We start from the raw sequence: 19,659 nt of genomic DNA, 5'->3' as shown, positions 1-19,659 counted from the left end.
GAAGATTATTTATCAGAAACAAAAAAGCCAAGGCCAGACTTTAATATCTAGTCAAACCTTGGCTTAATCAACATTCGATGAGGTTTTAAGCCTCCAGCACCTCAAAGGGTACTGAGCTATCCATGTTGTCTAAAAACTCTTCAAGCACAACGCGGTTGTTGGCGTTGATGGTGATGCCCCAAGTTGATTCATTTTGGGTGGCGTTAGTGAAGATGATTTGCTCTTCGTTTGCTTCCCAAAACCTGATGGCTGATGCGTCAAAATAGTCGTGAAGTTTTTGAGATAGAGTGTGCTTTAGTTCTGAGCAAAGTTGATGCTTGTAGTCGCTTGGCAATAAGGTTACTGAAAACATAATCATTCTCTCTATAAATCTGGATGGCAATGACATGTAGGTTCACAGGTGATGTCAATTTGATTCATATCTTACTCAAGATGATGTTTTATTGCTTATCATTAAGCGCCACTGCAGTATAAAAAGCGCTCAGTCTGGATCTGAAAAGTAGCTCAGTGCGTCTTGCTGTTTAATCACTTTACCTAGAACTCGTCTGCCGTCTTCACGAGTGCGGCGATACTGAATGTATTTGCTGTGATTGGGTCCAAAACTGATGTGAAGTGGGCTTTGAGAGCCATAGAAGTACAGTCTATCAAAGGGCAGGTGCTCTGAAATAAATAGAGCAACCAGGTGCATTCTGTTCTCATAGCCCTTTACCGCTATGTCGCAAGACGCGCCGTCTCTGGCACAGATGCGTCTATTTGCTAGGTTGTATTCTAGTGCTGCGTGTTGGTCTTCTTTTGGGCCGGTATCTCTTGAATTCGTGCGCTGAACGAAACGATTAAGACGACTGCTGTTAAATCCATAAGTGATAGTGACCTCGCCAAACTGCTTCTCAATGGGAAGCAGGATATTTTCAACCAATGCATCGAGATAGGGCTTGGAGTCATCATTAGGTTGGTTATCTAGCGCATAGGTAGGGTGCTTTATGCAATGCCAATCGATTAGCTTGTTATAAAGTGTGGAGTGAGAGCTCATTTCTTCAGATCATGTTAGCAATTAATCTAGATAGGATAGACATAAAAGCGACAAAGAGTGTCGTTTTAGCAGAAGAAACGGAAGATTAACAGGCCCAGCGTTCGCTAGGCCTGTTATTGTAGCGATAAGGTTATTTGGCGTTTTGTGCCGCGTTTTCTGCAATCTTAACGATCACCTTAACCGCTTGCTGCATGCCATCGATGCTAACGAACTCATGAATGCCATGGAAGTTGTAGCCACCGGTGAAAATATTAGGGCAAGGCAGGCCCATGAAAGACAAGCGTGCGCCATCAGTGCCTCCGCGGATGGGTTTGATGTTGGGCTCAACATCACAATCTATCATGGCTTGTTTCGCCAGTTCGATAATGTGTGGATGAGGCTCTACCATCTCGCGCATGTTGTTATAGCTATCAGTAATTTGAAGCTCTATCTGACCTTTATCTAACTGATTATTGAGCTCTGCCACCGCAGATTGCATAAAGGCTTTACGGCTTGCCAACCCGTCTTTATCAAAGTCGCGAATAATATACGAGAGCTCGGCTTTGGCTACGCTACCCGATATAGAATTGAGGTGGTAGAAGCCTTCATAACCCGACGTACACTCGGGCGTCTCTTCGCTTGGCATCACAAGTTGGAATTGAGCAGCCATATTGATGGCGTTCACCATCTTGTCTTTTGCCGTGCCAGGGTGAACATTCACACCATGGCAGATCACGGTTGCGGATGCCGCATTAAAGTTTTCGTATTCCAGTTCGCCAACTGGACCACCATCAATGGTGTAAGCCCACTTTGCGCCGAATCTCTCAACATCAAATAGATTCGCACCACGACCAATCTCTTCGTCTGGTGTGAAACCAATACAGATGTCGCCGTGTGGAATGTGCGGATTGTCTTTTAGGTACACTACTGCGGTAATAATCTCAGCAATACCTGCTTTATTATCGGCACCTAAAAGCGTTGTGCCATCTGTGGTGATCAGGCTTTGACCGTGCAGGTGGTTCAGGTCGGGGTATTGTGCGGGTGTCAGAACTTCTCCTGAGTCACCTAATACAATCTCCCCACCTTGATAATCAGTGATGATTTGGGGTTTGATATCTTTACCTGAGGCATCTGGTGCCGTGTCCATATGTGCGATGAATCCGATTGCTGGCACATCATAGTCAACATTTGAGGGCAGGCGTGCAGAAACGTAGCCATTACTATCTAAGATGACATCGCTGAAGCCTAGTTCAAGCAGTTCAGCTTCAATCTGTTTTGCCAATACAGCTTGCCCCTCTGTACTCGGGCACTGTGCATTTGCACCGTTAGATTGAGTATCAACACTGACATAGCGCAGGAAGCGCTCAACTAAGTTGTCCATACTTTATAAATACCTCGTTACATGTAACCAATGCTAACTCACTGTTTTGCATGGCTTTGTTAGTAGTTACACTTTTGAAGATTATTCACTACTTCAAAAGCAATCTTAATATAAAATTATTTCTTTAAATTCAGATGATTAGCTGTAAATAAGTTGCGTTACATTGCTATTTTCCGCATGAGTATTACTGAGAGCCGTATTCTTACGTATCAACGTAGCATTTTGCGATTGAACTTTAGCTAACATCGCTTTCAGCTCTGCCACCTCAGAACGCAGTTCTCGATTGCGCTCTTTATACTCATTTAGCTCTGTCTGCTTGGCATCACGCTGCTGTCGGATGCCCTTATTTACACCGCCTTTGATGCGCTCTAACAGGTCGGGGCAATCACGATGAATCAACGCTCGGCTTACGCCAGCTTCTTCGGCAACGGCTGCGACACTAATTTTTCGCTTATCAGAAACAATAGTTGGACGACCTTTTTCGATGCGCACAATGGCAAGTCGAACCGCTTTGTGGGTTGCTTTCTCTTTTTGGCTAGACATTTGCCACCTCGATTTGCTCTCTCTCGTTAATTTCTTGCTTCATAGTTTCAACATCGAACCCCAACGCTGTTAGCACCTTTTCACAGCGTTCCATGCCTTTTCGGACATTCTCTATGCCCGCCTCTCCAATATCACTAACACTCAACTGCAATAGTTTCATTTGTTGAACGAGCATCCCTGTCCAGTAAGGAGCATGACGCTTATCGACAATACCGCTTTCACAACTATCAGGCTTGCCACACTTACATTCATCATCATTGGTACACCAACCAATCCCAACAGACCGAATCGGTATTGAGGCAGTGAAAGCCTTTACCATCGCAGCATGGGAACCAAAAGCCTTTATCAGTTCACCATCTTCACGAATTTGCATGATTTTCTGAGCCGTATCACCACCAGTAATCGGTGTATCCAACTCAAACCAATCTTGTTTAATTTCTTCCTCAATCAGATACTTTTCTCGGAGCAGTTCTTCAAACAATTCCGCATCCAACTCATCATTAAAGGCATACAAAGCTGTCATGGTGATAGACCAGTGCTTAAAGTGGTCTTTCAATGCTCTCAAATCACCTAGCTCGGAATGCACCGCATAATTAGCAAAAGTGCGCCTAAACTGGTGTGCTGCTAGATTCCAATCACTGTCTATTTGCTTGCATAGGTTTGGCAATCGGAATCCTGTAATAGCTATGCCTGACAACAGATTGATTTGATTTCCTTTAGTTGGGTTTTTCGACAGGCAAATATGATCTGAGATTTCTTCAAGTCGATGCACTTCCACATGGTCATTGCTTGCTTGCGCTTTTTGCAAATCACGCTCAACTTGTGCTTGAAGTGGCGCACTTAACCGACCAAGAATATCAATTGCTTTTGTCGCAATCTCTGGTGCAATCCATTCAGCTAACCCTGTATGTGTTTTCTCCGATACCGTTTCTATGTAGTAAAAAGTGGTGTCGTCTTTTGTTTCAGAGCGATACGCACCACGTTTAATACCTAACACTTCATGGATACGCATACCTGTGGTAAGCAGTAGCCAAAAGATGCCGCTATCTCGCAACACGAATAAATCATCGTTTAGGTCGTCTAGTTTTTGATATTCAGTAGAAATGGTTTGCAGATAGTTACGTTTTTGGGCTGATCGGCTTGAAGCTAACTTTGCTGTAGGCACAAACACTTCAAGTTTATCTCTCACTGCCAAAATCTCGTCAGCCTTGTCTAAGTATGATTTCGTGAACTGACACAACGGGATTAAGACATCATCTGGAATGATGGGCGTTTTGGGTTTAGTTCTTGCTTCTTTTGAAGCCTCACTAACCATTCCTGCTTGCTCACTGGCACTTGACTCAGTCCAAGGGTGTTCTTTTACAAAATCAAACGCTTCACAATAGAGATACAGGTATTCTAAAGCTATAAATTTATGCGTTTTAGTCATTGGCGCAAGTGGCTTCACTTCACCCTTTATCTTTGAGGTGAGTGCGTTTACATGCTTCACGTAGGCACTGGACGTAAAAGCCGTGAGTCCGTGTGTCACTGTGGTATCTGAATTTAAGACCCACTGAAAATAACTTTTCAAACTGCCCAAGTAACTGCTCTGAGAGCTAACCGCCAAACCCTCTTTCATTTTGCTCCATGTTACCCACTTCGCCATGCGTTTCATTTGGGCATCGGAAATAGTGGCAAAGTTAAGTTTCAAGTGATTTGCTGTTGTAGCTTTCGTGCCTTTACTGGCAGGGAATATCCACTCATCCTCCTCATATCTGGAAAGCGTTTGGTATTCACCATTGGCAAGTTTAATGTAGGTCACGATACCCGTTAAAGAGCCAACAATGGCCTGTTCAAGCACAGTGTCATTTGGTTTTGGGCATTGCTGAGCTAAGAACTCAGCCTCCGTTAGTATCAACTCAATTGAACTCATTGCGTCACCTTTAACATATTAAGATTTTGCCAGTATGGGTGAGGGTTGGTTTTTGCTCGTTCTTTTTCAGCCTCAACACGCTGTAACTGACCAAGCTTTGTAAATGCAGGAACAACTTCTTCATCCACGATTCTTAAAACATTTCTCAAATGACGCTTCCAGTCCTTTCGACCAAACTCGTCACGATTTCGAATAATCGCCCAATAAAAGCTATAGAGCTTATACAAATCATCACCAGTAATAACGAAGCTCTTGCAACGGAAACAGGCTAAGAAGTCATTACAGAACGTGCCATTTTTAGGCGCTCTATCGCCATTCTTAGGGTCTTTACAATGCCCTACAGGAACGCTTGGCTCTGCGCACGTTAGCTCTTTAACCCGTATCTCGCCCATCAAACCTAAGTTACGCTTTGATTGCTCAGGAGCCTGCAAGTAATGGTCAAGCGTTCCTGTTCCGCTATGTTTGGCTTGCTGCGCAGCAACCAACAAGCTTTCACCACTTAGTTCATAAATGCCATTGATGAAAGTCTTACGAAAACGACTTACATTGAGTTTCATGGTCCGCCCATCTTCATCTTTTAAGTCGTATTCTTTGATGAATTTACCGATGTTATACAACAAAATATCTTTTGAAATAGAAGTGGCAGTACCTCTTTTTGTACCTTTGCCCCCTCCTGTAATTCCATAGACAAACACCAAGTTGCTATCCGTAGACCCTCGCACTTGGGCATTGCGCTCAATGATGACCTCAATTAAGTAAGCCACATCGAGCTTTATCCCTTGCACAACCTCAAGTTCTTCTGATTTACGCAAATTGTGTAACTGCGTTGCGTTGCCTCGCTTTTTGAATACGGTTAACAACTTGCGGTTATCTTTAAGTGGATGGTCACTCAATGCCTCTGTGGTCATATTGAGAAGCGGTGAGGTATTGATGCCTGTTTGAATTGCCACAGCCAATAGGCACAGTGTTAACTCATAGCTTGTAAGTGGTTCAGTCTTTTGATAAATCGGCTTAATCGCTTGCTTGAGCGCAACCACTACCTGTCTTTTCTCATGGGCAGTCAGTGGTTTCTCACCCTTGAAACGCTTGTTTGAGTGAGGAAAAGGGTTCTTAGGAAAGAATTTAGCATTTAAGCCAATATCACCTACAGCCGACCAATAGCCCTTTTCTTTCATGCGAGTCAGTAATGATTTGAGCTTCGAGTATTGAGTTTTTTGGGAGGTATACCCTGACTCACTGCCTTTAAGGTGCAGCAAATACTGCTCAATTAACTCTGGCGTAATATCCGCTTGTATTAAGTCCGCACTAGCTGAATGCCCAAACAGCTCAAGATATTCAGCAAAACTGGCAAAACCGTGTGTAAAATAACCTCGTTGAGTTTCCTCAGTAAAAGCATCGGTATTTTTCAGCAATGCTTTTGCTGTGTAGAACGCTCGGTTGGTAATGTCGTCATAGCCCTTGCCATAGTGCGGGCTGAAATCGAAATTAGAACCATTCCCACCTTTTGAGCCGAGGTTTGGATAGTTCACTACAGGGTTAATTGGTCGGACAATTTCTTGGCTTTGAGTAGCGTCAATTGTTGGTTCAACGACAGAGGTTTTCTTGAGTTTGTCTTTGTTTACTGTCAGGTTTTTTCGTTGTCTAGCCATACATTACCTACGCAATCGCATCAATTTGTTGCTGATACTCAATCGAAAAGTCATCGACTAAATCATTAACCAAGTGTAAATACTTCATTGTGGTTGTGATACTTGAATGCCCAAGCCGAGCTTGTAGGTACATCAAGGGTTCAAACTTACTGCTTTTATGCTCCAACATTCCTTTCAGTATGTGCGTAGCGTAAGTATGTCTTAGCATGTGTGGTGATACGTGAAAGGGTAAATTGAGCGACTTGAGAGCCTTTCCAAAAGCAGAACCTTGAGAAGTCCACTCTTGACCATCAGACGTTAAAAACAAGCAATCAGATACCACTTCTGACTCTTGTTGTTTCTGAAAACGAGCCTCATTAACATAACGCCACAAGTCTTCCATTAATCGTGTCGGGATGTGTACCTTGCGCTCTTTCTCACCTTTAGTTCGTGAGATGTTAACCTCGTAATAAGCTCGATTTCCAATTGGTTTTCGTATTGCATGCAATGGGAACAGCAACAGCTCTTTACGTCTAATGCCTGTCTGTAGGCATAAACGAACCATGAGCTTCAAGGTTGGATTTTCAATCGCAGACAACAGTTCTTGAACTTCAATTGCAGATAAAAACTGAGCTTTCTTCTCAAAGGTTTTCATCATCAAATCAGAGCTGTACTTCTTACCACCGTTTCTTTCGGTATGAGCTAAAAACTGCTGTCCTTTATTCACTGAAACGGATTCTAGAGAGTAAGGCAATGATTTAAACCACTTGCCAACACCATAGGAGTAGAAACGCACTATCGTCCTTAAATGCTGATTGGTTGAATTGACTGAAATACCAAACTCGCCAACACAAAGGTCACGATAGGCACTGACTAACATTTCGTCTTCACTGCTTTCGGAAATGTCTCGCCAATCCAAACTGTTCTGCTCACAGAATGTCAGGAACTGAGCTAGATGATTGCCATACGTCCACCAAGTGTTCTCGCTATTCACTCGACCTCGTTTTAAGCACTCATAGATCAAGAACTGCATTGCCTCTACACAAAGGTTTCCAGATTCAATCCCTAACTCTGGATTATCAGTCTCCCACGTTAATAAAGGGAAGTTAGGATATTTGACACTTTCTATCTCAAAGTCAGAAGTGGATTTGATACAGAGCATAGCAACCTTTGATTACTGTATATAAAAACAGTATAAGAGGCGATTCTATGCTTCGCTATGAGAATTGGAATTTTTTATGCGCACCGTGATATGCAACACGTTACTGGACGGAAACGAGTCAGATAGACTTGATATCAAGTGTCAGTTAAGGTCGAAAGTTACATTGTAAAGTATCAGATTGGGTATAAGTTAGTACAGCTAGAGGCTGTTTATCTGTATGGCAATTCTGCAAACTTTCTGTGTTAATCGATACAGTATCACAATGAGAAATCGCCATGCTCAATTCGCCCAATTAAGCTCTTAACCACTTCAAAATCGACCGAGGTTGAGACCATATCCAGAGGTCTTTTCCCACCCAAGAAGTAAACTCCCTCGCGTATCCACTCAAGAGCTTGATTTTCATCATCAAATAGTTCCGTAGTGAGCTTTATGATCATAGCTAAACGATAGATGGCATCACTTTCTTGCGTTGTGAAGCGTTCATTATTTTTCAACCTGCGCTTAATGGTGCTCGGAGGTATGAGGGTTACATTATGAAATTCAATTTGTGACAATCGTGTTCTTTCAATGATGTTCTGGTACACACTGGGTTCGAAGCCTTTGTGTACTGCATCAGCTATAGCATCTTCAATGCCAAGTTTAAGCCAAAAGTCTTTCTTAGACCCGTGTTTGCGATGAGGGGTGTTTGAAACCATGAGGCTCTCAAAGATTTAATAGTTCTTTGGTGTATAGATCATTTGAGCAGTTGTTGCAATTTCTTCCTATGTACGGCCCCCGTCCCACATCAAATCTAGTTGATGTAACTATCTGATTCTTGAAGATGATAAACGTATGTTTCGCTATACTTAAACAGTCACATTTCCAGAGAAAACGCCATGAATATATACGATAGCAAAGAAAGCAAGGAGATAACTAAATCAATTGAATCTAGACTTGAGCACAATAAATACAAGCACTCTCACAAAAGCAGTGAATCTCCAGAATTCACTCGACATGGTGATAATTTCAAAATTGATGCTAGGTATTTAAAAGTCGCAACTGCGGAGGACGGGGTAAGAAATTCACAGGGTTACTACTACAATCAGGCTAGCTACACATATGACCCAATTCCATTCGCTCAACTTCGTTTTACTCTCGCTCGACTGAGGTACATAAAGCTTAATGACTCTGAGTTTGACAGGTGTGATAAGGTGCTTAAAGCGTTTACCCTGAATGATAGAGCTTTCAAGGAAGGCGATGGGTTTGGGGCTGCTGTGTGGCATGCAGATAGAGTAAAGCCAACATGTTAATGATTACAGTTAATCATCACGCAACTTGCGTGAAATTGCGTGATGAAAAATCATAGTTATTGTAAGTCCTCCGCTTTCAGACTCATCATGATTGAAAACGCATCGTCGTAATCAAACTCAGCATTCTCAACAATCTTCGTAGCTATTGCCGCTTTTATTGCTTCAACTTTCACATCAAGTGATGCTGCTTTAGCAACAAGAAGATACTCAAAATCTTGCATGTCAATTCTCCTTCACACATCTAAAGATGGAGCGCCAGTCCCCTCAGATCTGTATGAATATGACATTGGGCTTTGTTGTTGCTACATAGATATTTTGCGCCCAATGAGAGCGATTTATCTTGTGTAACAACGTGAAAAACAGGAAGAAGGCTATTTGTTAGCTTGCAGTCAGTAATGATGCGAGAAAGTTCACTAATGATGAAAAAATCGGCCGATTGACCGAATAACGGGACAACAGTACCAACCCTACGGTTCTCGATCACAGGTAGCTTGAGAACGTCATTCGATACAGACACTAGATAGACATTTTCGTTCTCATGTAGCCACTCAACATTCCGCATTTTTACACAATCCCAGTCGAACGCTACGACGTTAGCTGTATCTGTATGCATTTACCATCCCCCCTACCTGCTACACTGTGTTTACATACAGTGTAGCAGAGTTATTTCGGAATAATATTTTATGTCATCGATCAGATACAAGCACAATTACAGATTCGTGACGCTTTATCCAAGCATTACGCCTGACAGGCTCGGTAATCTTATTTCAGGAAATACGATCCCTGCTCTGCTGAAAAATGGTGATCAGAAATTCGCGCCTTACAAAGGCTCTATTGACATCAAAGAGTGCGATGGTCTCCAAAGAGTCAAGCTTGTACATATAAAGGGGTGGTCGCCAACCGATGGTGAGACTGGGCTTTGGTACGATATGCCGCCTGAACATTACATAGTTGGTGCATACAAAAATGACGGATACTACATCGTGTTGTTCGATAACATGCCAAAGCCGGTTGCTTTAACCTAGAGCCGATGCACTCAAACACCTTCATAATATCCTCGATACAGAGGTGGTTTGATTTCAACCCTACATTACAAAATGATCAAAAAATTTAAGCCAAAAATATAATATTTCCGCATATACAAATATAAATACTTTCTCCAATGAACCATTCATCTTGATTTCCACATACCCGACAGCGAATTTTTATATCCATGACGAACCCTCCTTCATGAATAGGAGTATGGCTAATGGCTCATCACAACTATTGCTATATAACGCCTTTTGGAAAACAGATCACCTTATATCAATGGCTTTGTCACACTTTTGAGAAAAGCTGCGCAGTTGTTCAACGTAAACTTGAATGCTTGCTTTAAAGGAGGTGCGAGAAGAGTTTGAGGTGCTTTGTTCCCGAACGAGCCTGATCACAAGCCTGATTACAAGTGTCGTAAAACGTTTCTGGACATTTCCGTGTTAGTGAATCTGCTAATTTAGGTATTTACAGATTACTTCGAGTAAGGCAAACCGTGCCGTAGTCGTTTGTTATACCTATTTTTTTATAAAATCAAATTTTGTTTCACCAGCTTTTTGCCAATACTCCAGCTTCTGCTCCTGAGGTATTGGTTTTTCAATAGCTTCACCAAGAGCTGCGCAAAGCTCATCTAAAAATTGCATTGCTGAACGTATTGTTGTCTCTAGATACATCAGAAATCGTTTAAAATCTGGTGGGTAAACTAGGTCTGTCTCGCTTTCGAAAACTTTATGCTTACCATCTTGTGCGACATAAGAATTGATTGCTGTTTCTAGAACGAACAAATTAAACACGTACATCATTTTTTGGTCGTCAACAGAGTTAAGTGAATAGCGCAACTCAGGCTTCCACTCTATGGCTTTCGTAATTAACTCAGGTTTAATATGACCAACAAACTTATTTCTTAAATACTTTGAGAAGTCATAGTTTTTAGCATTATTTTTGTATTTTGCAGAAAGTTGCGGGTGTTTTTTATAAAGACGTCTAATCGTAAGCTCAAAGTCTACCAAGTTCGTTATCGTTAAAAATGCTTGTTTGACCAATAACATCGTAGACATATCATGACGGAAGCCCTCGGATAGCTGACGATCTATCTCGACTAGGTCCGAACGAATTAAGTTCGCTTTAATAAAATTTTCCACTGTATCTCCAATAGGTATAACGCCCGATTAAGTAGCTGACAACGCAACAAATATACTCAAACTTACCGCCGTAATCACTAAGGCTAAACTGAGTTGAAAATGCCATGCGTTGGCAGTCTGCTTAAATTGCTTGTTATGTGAATTCTTTTTTAGGGATCTCTATACTCTTACGAGTTAAATCACCGTTTTCGTCGATCACCACTTTGTAGAATTTAGTAATGCCGGTGAAGTAGTGCAGACGGAGTATGTTTAATACTTGGTTAATATCCTTTAATGGGCACTTAAGACCAAAAGTAACAGATTCAACGGTGGAATTTAGCGATATTACACGATCTTCTGGACGCATCACCATGAGGCGCCATTCGTTTTCATACGACCACTCGGGGAGTTTTCGAAATACAATATTGTCTAGAGCTTGGCTTAAAGATTCCAAGCTATCTCTAAATAGTTGTATTGCGTTCAAAGTAACTTTTTTCGGCCTATCATACTTTACTGATTTAAAATGCTTCTCATTCGCTAGGATACCCTCACGAGCATAACCGATGCAAAGCCCTCTATGGCAGTCTGCATAATGTGCCCACATTAATGGTTGTAAAGGGTCAGTAGTAAAGCAAGTCACACCCAGATTAGAAATTTCGTCTGAAACTGTTTTTTGAAAAGACAAACTCACGTCACGCAGTTCATTAAGTTGTTCTTCATTTACATCTTTATCTAAGTAAAGTAAATGCTCACGGAGTTCTTCATCACTGCTCTCTAACCATTGGAGGCCACAGTCGAAAGGGTCGTTAAAAAACTCAGGTTTTGATGCAAAAAAAGATGCAGTTGAGATTTCCATTAAAGTATCTACTGATACAGATCTATACCTGTATACCGTATCAAAACCTAATTCACTCAAATTGAACTCCTAATTCACATAACGCTAATTAGACGGCAAGCAGTCGCTTTTCACTCTCACATCATGCCGTCTTTCACAGGTTGACTCAATTACTAATCAATACCTTATCAGAAAAACAAGGTATTTAGGTTACTAAGAGATGTATAAGCCCTAAATGAGTAGATTTCGCATTACTTGTTGTAGTGCAAATTCACTTTAACATGATTTGAATGAGTATTTACTCTGAACCACAATGGGGCATAAACGTTTTAGAGCAATCAATCTAAGGCGCTATTGTCCCCGAGCGAGCCTGATTACAAGTGTCGTAAAACGTTTGGACAATTCTGAGTTAACCCGTCCTTCAACTATTTCTGAATATCTGCGTGTTCTGAGAAAAACATGACCAATTTTCATCATTTTTCATCATCAAATGATGAATTCATTATTTAGTGATGAATTGAGATGAATAGCGACGCAACTACGGAAAGGGGCATAAATGAGTTTGGCAACATCACTCCTGCTAGATTGCATTCATAACAGAAAGCACTAACTCTAGAAGAATTGAACTTTAGTTTAGTTCACCTTTAAATACATGAATATTAACCACTTAGATAGGTGTTACACTTCTGAGGACACATAACATTCTTTCATTCACCTCTTATGTGCTTTAGTTAATCAGTATCCTCTTAACTGACGTTCAATGACTTGTGATAAATCATTTTAAAGTGTGATTCACATGCTGAAATCTATGCTTGAAGAAATGCAAATATTGACGATTTTCCATATTGCGTTATTGATATTCTAGTAGTTGGTTAAAATAAGGTTAAGAATTAATGGTTCAAGTGTTGATTGTTATTTCAGATTAATCAAAAAAGAATAACTGTAATTCATGGTGTTTTAAATAATTACGGCGCACGCCGGTTTTATATGTTAAAAACTGGAAACTTATATCTAAATACAAATAATTTTTTACATTAATATCAGTTGTTTATGTTCATGCTGTGCGGTTTATTTATGCCGTTACTTAATTGAGTTCAACTATTACTTACTCATTGCTTATTATTTTCTGATAAACGCTAGGTGAATTTCTGTTATTCATATTCAGGTTTTTAAATTGGCTGTAATCTCCTCCAACGAAAACAAATCATAATTCTAACTTTATTTTTGGTCTGAGGAATATACATGAAACAGTTTAAGTTTTTACCATTGTCTTTATCGGTTGCTGCCGTTTTAGGTGCAGCGCCAGCATTGGCAAACTCTGAAATTGAAGAACTACAACAACGCTTATCAGCTCTGGAAGAGAAAGCGGTTACTCTTGATTACTTTGATGATCAACAGCCTGCAATTTTGCCAGCAGAACTAGACGTACCGCTAGGTGTTGTGTTCTCTGGTTACGCTCGCTACGGCTCGGCGTTTGAAACAGACGACGCTAAATACGTGAATTCTGACGGTGCCCTAAACGGCAACGCTACTGGTCGCTTAGGCAACGAAGGCAATGGCGGTGAATTCCAGTTTGCTAAAATATTTGAGAATGATGAAGGCGCTATCTGGAATGTGGCAGTAATGCTTGAGCATTGGGGCGATGACGTGGGCCTGAAGAAGTTCTATGCCGGTGTTTCAAACCTGTTTGATGCTCAGCCAGATCTTTACCTTTGGGCAGGTCGCGACTTCAACCAGCGTCCTCAAATTGGCCTAAATGACTACTTCTGGATGAATCACGATGGTCAAGGTGCTGGTTTCTATAACCTTGGCCTAGGTGGCAATGTTGGCTTTGATTTATCGGTTGTTGCACAAGCTGATGGCAACGGCAGCCCGGGTGACAACGGTCGCTACGCCGTTACCTCTAAATTGCACAGCATAAACTTTGGGCCTGCTGATCTTAGCTTCTTCGCTAACTACGGTTTCTCATCAGACTCTGTTGAAGATAACGATACAGGCGATACAGCTAACACGGCATACCAACTTGCAACTCAGTTGAGCATGTTTGGCCAGAACCTAGTCGTTCGTTACTCAGATAACGCAAAAGACAGCGTGTTCGATTTGGCGAAAGATCAAGAAGCAATGCTAGTGAGTTTGGATGGTACTTACTCTGTAACTAACCAAATTGGTTTAGAGTACCAGACGGCATACCAGTCTCTTGAAGGCAAGGACATCGACGATCGTGTGAACTATAACGTTATTGTTCGTCCAACGTACGCGTGGAACAACACTCACTCAACATGGTTAGAGGGTGGCTACAACGTAGTTGATTTCGATGACATCGACGCTAAGAACACGTCTTGGAAGACAACTATTTCTCAGAACATCTCGTTCGGTGATATGGGTACAGCACGTCCAATGCTACGTTTCTACGCAACTTACGGTAACTCAGACAATGAGTACACTGTACGTAACGACGATGGCACGTTGGCCACTCGTGACGAAGATACCTTGACTGTAGGTGCAATGTTTGAGGCTTGGTGGTAAGCCTTTAAGCTGAACCTAAGAGATGAAAATAGGGATTTAGGGCTTGCTCTGAATCCCTTTGCTGTTGCCCCATAAGAGTGATATAGCAAATTCGACATAACAGATAGAGACCTATGTCATTAGTTGCTATTTACGTTGTATGGAATGATGTCGTTATGCCTGAAAGTTTTAGATAAAGAAAAATATGTATATACCCGATGTCCCTAGATTTAATAATAGTAAATCTGAAGTCAAGCTCGCACAGAATGCCTTAATCAAACTGCACCGCAAGGATTTTGCAGGGTTCGATCTATGGCAAGGTTCAGAAGGGGAGATATATACAACAAATCCTTACAGTGCCGATGGATATAAAAATAGGCATGTGTGCAATATTATGCCTAACAAATATAAGAATCAGCGTCAGCAAAAGCTATATATTGAGAGTAAAGGCAAGTTTGAATGGATTTCTTCATCTTTTAGATAGATCTATTTATTCACTTGTAATGCCTAGTGATAATATTCGAACAATTAATTAACACACAAATTATATCCTCATAAAAGTATTCATCTAAGAATGAGTACATTCGTTTGGTGGATAGCTGCTCCCCAGTTTATAACCATCTTGTCATTGTGATGAAGATGTCTTTGGCGATCTGTGTAACTCGGACAACAAAATATAAAGGCATTAACACAAGGCTTTGGAAAAAGAGCGAACTCAATCGAGAATTTTTCCTACGCTATTTCTGATCACTTACTTAGTGTGATTGGTATTATGCGTCTGCCTGTGTCCATTTTTTAGTCAAATCCCACATTCAGTTCAACAACCTCTTCCTTCTCTCAAAAAAGCGTGATCTAACCCGTATTGCTAAGCGCTTCGTATTAGCCTTTAGTCTAAATTGTAAACAATTTGATTGTATTTAGTGATTAATGAGCCTATTTTTTAACCATAAATTACAGATTGTCGACAATGTGAAGTGGAAATGAATATTCCCCAGTTAGTAAAAGACTCAACCAAATCCGAGAATCTTACCGAGTTTCTTATCGAAGCCGTGGTCAGTGGTGATTTAGCTGAGGGCAGTAAGATCTCAGAACCAGAGCTTGCGAAACGCTTTGAAGTGAGCCGCGGACCATTGCGTGAAGCCTTGATGCGTTTAGAGGGGGTGGGGCTGATTGAGCGCATCCCGCATGTTGGCGCTCGAGTCATTAGCGTGTCTAAACAGCACTTGGTGGAACTGTATTGTGTTCGCGAGTCTTTAGAAGGTATGGCTGCAAGGTTGGCAGCCAAGCACATTACCGAGCCAGAGTTAGAGAGATTAACGCTGCTGCTTGAAGCCCACGGCGATCATCTTGCCAACCGAGATGGAGAGTCCTATGCCCTGCAGCAAGGAGATTTCGATTTCCATCATCAGATCATTCACGCCAGCCGTAACTCGCATTTGATAAAGCTGTTGTGCGGCGAGCTGTATCACTTAATTCGAATGTATCGTTATCAGTCTCCGAGAAGACACAACGATCCGCACAAAGCTCTACTAGAACACCAATTTATCTTAGAAGCGATTCGAAACCGCGATGAGGAACTGGCTGAGATACTGATGCGTCGTCATATCTCAGGTAGCCGTCGTCTACTCGAATCTGAAATTGATTGATCCATTGAGGACAAAATAATGAGCCAAGGAAAGAAGTTTAGACAGGCGGTGGCGGACAACCACCCATTACAAATCGTCGGCACCATTAATGCTTATTGTGCGTTGATGGCAAAGCAGGTAGGGCATCAAGCGATTTATCTGTCGGGTGGCGGTATTGCTAACGCGTCTTACGGTTTACCGGATTTGGGCATTACCGACCTTAATGATGTGCTGGTGGATGTGGAGCGTGTGACCAATGCCTGTGACTTACCCTTGCTGGTGGACATAGATACGGGGTTTGGTGGTGCGTTTAATATTGCCCGCTGCATTAAGTCCATAGAAAAAGCCGGTGCAGGCGCGGTGCACATTGAAGATCAGGTGGCACAGAAGCGTTGTGGGCATCGTCCAAACAAGGAAATCGTTACTCAGCAAGAGATGGTGGATAGGGTTAAAGCCTGCGTTGATGCGCGAATCGATCCTGACTTTGTGATTATGGCGCGCACCGATGCATTGGCGGTAGAGGGCATGGATAAAGCCATTGAGCGTGCCATTGCCTGTGTTGAAGCGGGGGCAGACATGATCTTCCCTGAGGCCATGAATGAACTGGGTCAGTATCAAGCCTTCTCTAAGGCTCTGCAGTCAGCAACGGGAAAGGCAGTGCCTATCTTGGCCAACATCACTGAGTTTGGCCAAACGCCGCTGTATAACTGCGACGAATTAGCACAGGTGGGTGTGGACGTGGTGCTTTATCCATTGTCGGCGTTCCGCGCTATGAATAAAGCCGCAGAAATGACCTATATGCACTTATTAGAACAACGCAATCAAGAAGCCCTGCTTGGGGATATGCAGACACGAGCGGAGCTGTATGACTACCTAAATTATCACGACTTTGAAGACAAACTGGATAAGCTATTTCGCCAATCGTGATATCGGATTAATGAAAAGCCTGAAACGCGTATAGATAGAACAGCAGTAACTGCGCAGACGGGATACAAGGAGTGATTATGCCATTAACAACTACCGCGCCAATTGGAGGCGCAGGACTGCGAGGCCAATCGGCCGGTGTTACCTCATTATGTACCGTGGGTAAATCGGGTACGGGGCTTACCTATCGAGGGTACGATATTTCAGATCTAGCCAAGCATGCGGAATTTGAAGAGGTAGCGCATCTACTATTGCGCGGACATCTGCCTAACCAAACCGAGCTTGATCAGTACAAAACAGCCTTAGTGGCGCAGCGCGGTCTGCCGGATGCGTTAAAGAAAGCCCTTGAGCTTATTCCGGCAACGGCGCACCCAATGGACGTAATGCGAACCGGTTGTTCGGTATTGGGTAACCTTGAACAAGAGCAAGATTTCTCACAGCAACAGCAAGCTACAGAAAGAATGTTAGCACTGTTTCCGGCCATGATTTGTTATTGGTATCGCTTTAGCCATGATGGCGTGCGAGTGGATACCGAAGATCAGTCTGAGTCTTGTATTGGTGGTTACTTCTTAAAATTGCTCACAGATACATCCCCCTCAGAGCTTCATAAGCAAGTAATGCACTGCTCGTTAATTTTGTATGCAGAGCATGAATTCAATGCCTCAACGTTTGCCGCTCGCGTCTGCGCTTCAACCCTTTCAGATATTCACTCTTGTATTACGGCTGCCATTGGTACTTTGCGTGGTCCTCTGCATGGCGGGGCAAATGAAGCGGCGATGGAGATGATTCAAGATTGGAAAAGTGCTGAAGAAGCAGAACAGAAGATCCTGAAAATGCTAGAAGCAAAAGACAAGATCATGGGCTTTGGTCATGCGGTTTATCGCGAGTCAGACCCACGAAATGCACTGATTAAGCACTGGTCAAAGGTATTGTCTGAATCAGTGGGTGATACCCGCCTTTATGCTGTTTCAGAGCGCGTTGAATCGGTCATGAAGCGAGAGAAAGGCTTGTTCTGCAATGCCGATTTCTTCCATGCCTCGGCCTATCACTTTATGGATATTCCTACCAAGCTATTCACGCCAATCTTTGTGATCAGTCGATTGACGGGTTGGGCGGCGCACGTTTACGAGCAGCGAGAGAATAACCGAATCATTAGACCAAGTGCAGATTACACCGGCCCTGAGCATCAAGACTGGTTACCTATTGAGAAGCGTAAATAAAAGGAATTTATTATGAGCAACAATGTAGATATTAATGAACGCCAAGCCCCTGATGAACTGTTAGTCACCATTGCCGACTATGTAATGAACACTGAAATTGAATCCAGCGAAGCCTACGATACTGCGCGAAACTGCTTAATGGATACCATTGGTTGTGGCTTGCTTGCGCTTCGCTTCCCTGAGTGTACCAAGCATTTAGGCGCAGTGGTGCCAGGTATGCAGGTTGCCAATGGTGCGCGCGTACCGGGTACTTCTCATGTGCTAGACCCAATTACCGCCGCCTTTAATATTGGCTGTATTGTGCGCTGGCTTGATTTTAACGATACATGGCTCGCGGCTGAATGGGGCCATCCATCGGATAACCTGGGTGCAATATTGGCGGTGGCGGATTATTTAAGCCAAGTAGCGGTATCTGAGGGCAAAGCGCCTTTGACCATGCGCGATGTGCTAACGGCAATGATCAAAGCCCACGAGATCCAGGGCGTTCTGGCGCTAGAGAATAGCTTTAACCGAGTGGGGCTAGACCACGTCCTTTTGGTGCGTGTTGCTTCAACGGCAGTGGTAACTAAAATGCTGGGCGGTAATCGCGACCAAGTGATTGATGCATTGTCCCATGCTTGGGCGGATGGCGGAGCATTGCGTACCTATCGTCACGCGCCTAATGCAGGCTCGCGTAAGTCTTGGGCTGCGGGTGACGCCACCTCGCGTGCAGTGCGTCTTGCGATGATCACCATGAAGGGTGAGATGGGCATTCCCACCGTGTTATCTGCGCCGGGGTGGGGTTACTTCGATGTTCTGTTTAAGGGTGAGCAGTTTAAGGTGAACCAACCGTTTAACAGCTACGTGATGGAAAACGTTCTATTTAAGATCTCTTTCCCTGCTGAGTTCCACTCACAAACGGCTGTAGAGGCCGCGGTGACCTTGCACAGCGAGGTAAAAGAGCGCCTTGATGAGATTGAGCGTATTGAGGTGACCACTCATGAATCGGCGATTCGCATTATCTCTAAGGTGGGTGAACTGGCAAACCCGGCAGACCGAGACCACTGCCTGCAATACATGATTGCTGTCCCCTTGATTCACGGCGACCTGATTGCTGAACATTATGAAGACGGCTTCCACAAAGGCGATAAACGCATCGATGATCTTCGTAATAAGATGAGTATTGTCGAAGATACTCGATATACCCATGAGTATCTCGATCCTGAGAAGCGTTCTATTGCCAACGCCATTCAGGTGTTCTTTAAAGATGGAAGTTCAACTCAAAAAGTTGAGGTTGAATACCCAATTGGTCACCGTCGCCGCAGAGAAGAGGGCATTCCTGTTCTAGAACAGAAGTATTTGAGCAACCTACGTACACGTTACCCAGAAGCAAGCTGTCAGAAAGTCTTTGCGCTATGTAAGGATGCCAACCGCTTAGAGCAAACCCCAGTTCAAGAGTTCATGAATCTGTTGGTCATCAACTAATTGGAGACAGGC

Annotated in this window: 20 protein-coding genes; 8 read left to right on the top strand and 12 right to left on the bottom strand. The window is 42.9% G+C overall.

Going from position 1 to position 19,659, the window contains the following annotated elements:
* Positions 1 to 85: 85 nt before the first annotated feature.
* The 8 genes from D5I41_RS16145 to D5I41_RS16110 all read right to left on the bottom strand — a co-directional run bounded on the left by D5I41_RS16145 (position 86) and on the right by D5I41_RS16110 (position 8,330).
* Complete coding sequence (locus tag D5I41_RS16145) at positions 86 to 352, bottom strand: hypothetical protein (protein ID WP_119010676.1); 267 nt, start codon at positions 350 to 352, stop codon at positions 86 to 88.
* A 129-nt stretch (positions 353 to 481) separates the two neighbouring features.
* Positions 482 to 1,030, bottom strand: coding sequence for a hypothetical protein (locus tag D5I41_RS16140; protein WP_119010675.1), 549 nt, complete (start codon positions 1,028 to 1,030; stop codon positions 482 to 484).
* A 130-nt stretch (positions 1,031 to 1,160) separates the two neighbouring features.
* Positions 1,161 to 2,390 carry a peptidase T gene (gene pepT, locus D5I41_RS16135; protein WP_119010674.1) on the bottom strand — a complete coding sequence of 410 codons (1,230 nt, stop codon included), beginning with the start codon at positions 2,388 to 2,390 and terminating at the stop codon, positions 1,161 to 1,163.
* Positions 2,391 to 2,528: 138 nt separating this feature from the next.
* A complete protein-coding gene (locus tag D5I41_RS16130) occupies positions 2,529 to 2,933 on the bottom strand; it encodes a TetR family transcriptional regulator (RefSeq protein ID WP_119010673.1) in 405 nt (134 codons plus the stop codon).
* Entirely contained in the window at positions 2,926 to 4,845 is a 1,920-nt protein-coding gene (locus D5I41_RS16125) for a site-specific integrase (protein ID WP_119010672.1), read from the bottom strand. Before D5I41_RS16125 ends, D5I41_RS16130 begins: the two co-directional genes overlap by 8 nt.
* Positions 4,842 to 6,494: a site-specific integrase gene (locus D5I41_RS16120; RefSeq protein WP_119010671.1), complete on the bottom strand. Its 1,653-nt coding sequence runs from the start codon at positions 6,492 to 6,494 to the stop codon at positions 4,842 to 4,844. Before D5I41_RS16120 ends, D5I41_RS16125 begins: the two co-directional genes overlap by 4 nt.
* Positions 6,495 to 6,501: 7 nt before the next feature.
* The gene (locus tag D5I41_RS16115; protein ID WP_119010670.1) at positions 6,502 to 7,635 is read right to left on the bottom strand and encodes a tyrosine-type recombinase/integrase; all 1,134 of its coding nucleotides are present in this window, start codon (positions 7,633 to 7,635) and stop codon (positions 6,502 to 6,504) included.
* A gap of 257 nt (positions 7,636 to 7,892) precedes the next feature.
* Positions 7,893 to 8,330 carry an Xre family toxin-antitoxin system antitoxin gene (locus tag D5I41_RS16110; RefSeq protein ID WP_119010669.1) on the bottom strand — a complete coding sequence of 146 codons (438 nt, stop codon included), beginning with the start codon at positions 8,328 to 8,330 and terminating at the stop codon, positions 7,893 to 7,895.
* Positions 8,331 to 8,510: 180 nt separating this feature from the next.
* Here D5I41_RS16110 and D5I41_RS16105 point away from each other — a divergent pair, with 180 nt between their 5' ends.
* Positions 8,511 to 8,924: a hypothetical protein gene (locus D5I41_RS16105; RefSeq protein ID WP_119010668.1), complete on the top strand. Its 414-nt coding sequence runs from the start codon at positions 8,511 to 8,513 to the stop codon at positions 8,922 to 8,924.
* 56 nt (positions 8,925 to 8,980) lie between these two features.
* Here D5I41_RS16105 and D5I41_RS21260 read toward each other — a convergent pair whose 3' ends face one another.
* Positions 8,981 to 9,145, bottom strand: a complete 165-nt coding sequence (locus tag D5I41_RS21260; protein WP_162892850.1) for a hypothetical protein — start codon at positions 9,143 to 9,145, stop codon at positions 8,981 to 8,983.
* Between the two features lie 20 nt (positions 9,146 to 9,165).
* Positions 9,166 to 9,537, bottom strand: coding sequence for a hypothetical protein (locus tag D5I41_RS16100; RefSeq protein WP_119010667.1), 372 nt, complete (start codon positions 9,535 to 9,537; stop codon positions 9,166 to 9,168).
* Between the two features lie 70 nt (positions 9,538 to 9,607).
* On the opposite strand from D5I41_RS16100, the gene D5I41_RS16095 reads away from it, so the two are divergent.
* A complete protein-coding gene (locus tag D5I41_RS16095; protein ID WP_119010666.1) occupies positions 9,608 to 9,949 on the top strand; it encodes a hypothetical protein in 342 nt (113 codons plus the stop codon).
* Between the two features lie 522 nt (positions 9,950 to 10,471).
* Here D5I41_RS16095 and D5I41_RS16090 read toward each other — a convergent pair.
* Positions 10,472 to 11,095 (bottom strand): hypothetical protein, encoded by a 624-nt coding sequence (locus D5I41_RS16090; protein WP_119010665.1) that lies wholly within the window; start codon positions 11,093 to 11,095, stop codon positions 10,472 to 10,474.
* Between the two features lie 133 nt (positions 11,096 to 11,228).
* Positions 11,229 to 11,990, bottom strand: coding sequence for a DUF2971 domain-containing protein (locus tag D5I41_RS16085; RefSeq protein WP_147094839.1), 762 nt, complete (start codon positions 11,988 to 11,990; stop codon positions 11,229 to 11,231).
* A 1,161-nt stretch (positions 11,991 to 13,151) separates the two neighbouring features.
* On the opposite strand from D5I41_RS16085, the gene D5I41_RS16080 reads away from it, so the two are divergent.
* The 6 genes from D5I41_RS16080 (at position 13,152) to D5I41_RS16055 (ending at position 19,647) form a co-directional block, all read left to right on the top strand.
* On the top strand, positions 13,152 to 14,435 hold the full coding sequence (locus D5I41_RS16080) for a carbohydrate porin (RefSeq protein ID WP_119010663.1): 1,284 nt from the start codon (positions 13,152 to 13,154) through the stop codon (positions 14,433 to 14,435).
* A gap of 184 nt (positions 14,436 to 14,619) precedes the next feature.
* Positions 14,620 to 14,898 (top strand): hypothetical protein, encoded by a 279-nt coding sequence (locus D5I41_RS16075; protein ID WP_119010662.1) that lies wholly within the window; start codon positions 14,620 to 14,622, stop codon positions 14,896 to 14,898.
* 496 nt (positions 14,899 to 15,394) lie between these two features.
* A complete protein-coding gene (locus D5I41_RS16070) occupies positions 15,395 to 16,060 on the top strand; it encodes a GntR family transcriptional regulator (protein ID WP_017030498.1) in 666 nt (221 codons plus the stop codon).
* Between the two features lie 18 nt (positions 16,061 to 16,078).
* Positions 16,079 to 16,966 carry a methylisocitrate lyase gene (gene prpB, locus D5I41_RS16065; RefSeq protein ID WP_119010661.1) on the top strand — a complete coding sequence of 296 codons (888 nt, stop codon included), beginning with the start codon at positions 16,079 to 16,081 and terminating at the stop codon, positions 16,964 to 16,966.
* Positions 16,967 to 17,043: 77 nt separating this feature from the next.
* A complete protein-coding gene (gene prpC, locus D5I41_RS16060) occupies positions 17,044 to 18,183 on the top strand; it encodes a bifunctional 2-methylcitrate synthase/citrate synthase (protein ID WP_119010660.1) in 1,140 nt (379 codons plus the stop codon).
* 12 nt (positions 18,184 to 18,195) lie between these two features.
* A complete protein-coding gene (locus tag D5I41_RS16055; RefSeq protein ID WP_119010659.1) occupies positions 18,196 to 19,647 on the top strand; it encodes a bifunctional 2-methylcitrate dehydratase/aconitate hydratase in 1,452 nt (483 codons plus the stop codon).
* The last annotated feature ends 12 nt before the right edge of the window (positions 19,648 to 19,659 follow it).

It is taken from the genome of Vibrio superstes, from assembly GCF_003569005.1.
Lineage (GTDB): Bacteria > Pseudomonadota > Gammaproteobacteria > Enterobacterales > Vibrionaceae > Vibrio > Vibrio superstes.
The sequence above is the reverse complement of the archived record's forward strand: the minus strand, read 5'-3'. Positions and strand labels throughout refer to the sequence as shown.